This is a genomic window from Delftia sp. ZNC0008, assembly GCF_000799035.1.
Taxonomy (GTDB): Bacteria; Pseudomonadota; Gammaproteobacteria; order Burkholderiales; family Burkholderiaceae_C; genus Comamonas; species Comamonas tsuruhatensis.
The window spans coordinates 1-3553 of the sequence record NZ_JTKZ01000076.1 but is presented as its reverse complement, the minus strand read 5'-3'; the positions used below and the strand labels follow the sequence as shown (position 1 = coordinate 3553).

The 3553-nt window shown below is 69.2% G+C and carries 4 protein-coding genes; 1 reads left to right on the top strand and 3 read right to left on the bottom strand.

Going from position 1 to position 3553, the window contains the following annotated elements; genetic code table 11:
- Positions 1–1045: type II asparaginase (locus L995_RS02775; RefSeq protein ID WP_047468921.1), on the top strand; the 1045-nt coding region annotated here is incomplete at its 5' end.
- 198 nt (positions 1046–1243) lie between these two features.
- On the opposite strand, the gene L995_RS02770 is transcribed toward L995_RS02775, so the two are convergent.
- From L995_RS02770 to L995_RS02760, 3 genes are read right to left on the bottom strand one after another with little or no spacing between them, the layout of a single operon-like run.
- The gene (locus L995_RS02770; protein ID WP_047468919.1) at positions 1244–2107 is read right to left on the bottom strand and encodes a ChbG/HpnK family deacetylase; all 864 of its coding nucleotides are present in this window, start codon (positions 2105–2107) and stop codon (positions 1244–1246) included.
- Positions 2104–2526 carry a GtrA family protein gene (locus L995_RS02765; protein WP_017406517.1) on the bottom strand — a complete coding sequence of 141 codons (423 nt, stop codon included), beginning with the start codon at positions 2524–2526 and terminating at the stop codon, positions 2104–2106. Before L995_RS02765 ends, L995_RS02770 begins: the two co-directional genes overlap by 4 nt.
- 2 nt (positions 2527–2528) lie before the next feature.
- Entirely contained in the window at positions 2529–3533 is a 1005-nt protein-coding gene (locus L995_RS02760) for a glycosyltransferase family 2 protein (RefSeq protein WP_016450378.1), read from the bottom strand.
- Positions 3534–3553 lie beyond the last annotated feature (20 nt).

Below are 3553 nucleotides of genomic sequence, written 5' to 3'. Positions count from 1 at the left end.
AGCCGCAGCGCCCGCCACGGCGACCGCCCCTGCACCCGCTCCCGCCGCACAGGCCGGCAAGCCCAACGTGGTCGTCCTGGCCACGGGCGGCACCATTGCCGGCGCGGGCGCCAGCGCCGTCAACAGCGCCACCTACACGGCCGCCAAGGTCCCCGTGGACAAGCTGCTGGCCGGCCTGCCCGAGCTGAGCAACATCGCCAACGTCTCTGGCGAGCAGGTCTTCCAGATCGCCTCCGAAAGCTTCACCAACAAGGAACTGCTGACGCTGGCACGCCGCGTCAACGAGCTGGCCAAGCAGCCCGGCGTGGACGGCATCGTCGTCACCCACGGCACGGACACGCTGGAGGAGACCGGCTACTTCCTGAACCTGGTGGTGCCCACCGACAAGCCCATCGTCATGGTCGGCTCCATGCGCCCCGGCACGGCCATCTCGGCCGACGGCGCGCTGAACCTGCTGGGCGCCGTGGCCACGGCCGCCTCCAAGGACTCGGCGGGCAAGGGCGTGCTGGTCAGCATGAACGACAACATCGACTCCGCGCGCGATGTGGCCAAGCTCACCAACATCAAGACCAATGCCTTCTCCAGCCAGTGGGGTCCGCTGGGCATGGTGGTCGAGGGCAAGACCTACTGGTTCCGCGCCCCCGTCAAGCGCCACACCAGGGGCAGCGAGTTCAACATCGAGCAGATCACCGACCTGCCCGCCGTGGACATCGTCTACGGCTACGGCAACGTGCCGGCCACGGCCATCGACGCGCTGGGCAAGGCCGGCGTCAAGGCCATCGTGCACGCCGGCACGGGCAACGGCTCGGTGGCCGACCGCATCGTGCCCAAGCTCAATGAACTGCGCCAAAAGGGCGTGATCGTGGTGCGCAGCTCGCGCGTGCCGGCCGGCTTCGTGCTGCGCAACGCCGAGCAGCCCGACGACAAGTACGACTGGGTCGTCGCCCATGACCTGAACCCGCAGAAGGCCCGCCTGCTGGCCGCCGTGGCCCTGACCAAGACGCAGGACACGAAGCAGCTGCAGCGCATCTTCTGGGAGTATTGATAGGCACCCCCTGAGGCGCTGGCGCGCCTTCCCCCCGTGGCACGGCGCCTCTCTACCCGCTTCGCGGGGGAGGGGGACGACAGCCTCGCTGCGGGGCGGCCCTTGCTTGCTGTCCCTTGCTTTGGGCCTCGTCGGTTTTTTGCGCTGCGCCCACATGGCCCGGTCCATTTTTGGCCGGGCCTTTTCTATTGCTGCTTCTTAGTTCGTTGTGAACAGCGGGGTGAGGGGGCCTTGGGCGATGTGGCAGTGCGCTTGTTCCAGGGCCTGGGCGAAGGCGTCGGAGCGCAGGTAGGCGTATTCGACGGCGCGCTGGGCGCCTATGGCGTCGCCCTGGACGGGGGCAGTGGCGGGGTGGCACATCATGAGGCTGCCGGGCTGCAGCTGGGCCAGCCATTGGGCCATGTGGCGGCCATAGCCTTCGGGCGTGGGCTGGTCGAAGGCGTAGACGCCGCCGAAGCCGTGGTTGAGCGGCACGCCCTGGCGGCGCAGGCGACGGGTGGTGGTCCAGCCGCCGAGCAGGGCGATGATGGCGGCCTTGGGGTCGCGCCAGAGCTGGCCGGCCGGGGTGGTGGAGCGGACCCAGGGCAGGTCGTCGGCGTTGTCGCCATAGCGCTGGCGCAATTCCTGCACCAGCGCGGCGCGCACGCCGGGCAGCTGGTGCACGTGCTGGTGGCCGTCGATGAAGTCGGGGGCCATGCCCAGCGCGTCCTCGAAGGCGTCGAGCTGGCGGCGCCAGGCGTCGCGCATGGCGGCGCCGCCGAGTGCGCCGGCATAGGCGCGCGCGATCACGGCACCGATTCCGGCGGCAGGCTGCAGGCCGTGGCCTTCGGTCAGGTTGAAGTGCAGGCCCAGCGACAGGCGCGGGCGCAGCGCGGGCAGGCGCCTGGCCGCCTGCCTCCAGTGCGGCGAGGTGGTCATGCAGCTGGTGGCCGACAGCCGGCCCTGCAGTGTGAGCTGCTCCACGGCGTCGTCGACCAGGGGGTGCAGCGCATAGTCGTCGGCGCACAGGACGACGGTTCTGGCCGGGGACTTCTCCCCGTTTATGGCAGGCATGGTGTTCATGGGGATTCCTTGCGTCCGGGGGCCGCAAAGGCCCAGAACTTGGCCAGGACGAAGGTGCCCACCGCCACCAGCACCAGCACCAGGGCCAGGCTCCAGAAATAGTGCCAGTGCAGCCAGTGCAGGGCCGCCCAGTACAGCAGCTCATTGGCCACGAAGGAGACGCAGGCCACGGCGAAGTATTTGGCCACCACGGCCCGGCCACGCGCCTGGGTCTGCACGAAGGTGAACAGCGCATGGCCGTTGTAGCTGACCACGAAGGCCACGAGAAAGGCCAGCACATTCGCATGCAGCGGCGCCATGCCAGCCAGCTGCACCAGCAGGGCGACCACGGCCAGGTGCGTGGCGGCCGCGCAGCCGCCCACCAGCACGAACTGCAGCGCCTGCGGCAGGCGGCGCAGCTGCGCGATCACATCGTGCATGGCTACTCCCGCGGCGCCAGCGGGCTGCGGTCCTCGTCGCGCGCCAGCAGATAGGTGGGGCGGCGCTTGACCTCGTCATAGATCCGGCCGATGTACTCGCCCAGGATGCCGATGGACATCAGCTGCACGCCCGAGAACAGCATGATGCTGGCCGCCAGCGTAGGCCAGCCGTCCAGCGGGTTGCCGAAGATCAGCGTCTCCATGGTGATCCACAGCCCGTAGAGCAGGGCCGCCAGCGAGATCATCCCGCCCACGATGCTCCACACGCGCAGCGGCAAGGTGGTGAACGAGGTCAGCCCCAGCAGGGCCAGCGAGCCCAGGCGCCGGAAATTGAAGCTGGACGCCCCGGCCGTGCGGTCGGCCGGCACGAACGGCAGTGCCGCCGCCTTGAAGCCCACCCAGGCGTACAGGCCCTTCATGAACCGGTGGCTCTCGGGCAGGGCCTTGAGCGCGTCGGCCACGCAGCGGTCCAGCCAGCGGAAGTCGCCGGCATTGGGCGGGATCTTCACCAGGTTGCCGGCATTCATGAGCCGGTAGAACAGGTTGGTGCCCACCCGCTTGGCGCCGCTTTCGGCGCCCCGGTCGGCGATCACGCCATAGACCATGTCGTAGCCGGACTGCCACAGCTCGCACATCTGGGGCAGCATCTGCAGCGGATGCTGGAAGTCGGCGTCGATCAGCACCACGGCATTGCCGCGCGCATGGTCTATGCCGGCCGACAGGGCCGCCTCCTTGCCGAAGTTGCGAGACAGCGCCAGGTAGCGCACGGGCAGCTCCTGCGCCATGCGCAGCGCGATCTCGTGCGTGGCGTCGCGGCTGCCATCGTTGACGACGATCAGCTCGTAGTCGGGCGTCAGCGTGCGCACCATCGCGTCCAGGGCGCGCAGGAACGCCTCCAGGTTGCCCTCTTCATTGTGGGCCGGCACCACGCAGCTCAGCCGCAGCGGCGCGCGCGGCAGCATTCCCTTGGGAGCGGCCGGAGCAATGTCAGCATGCAATTCGGTCATAGGCCAGCATTGTCAGCGGG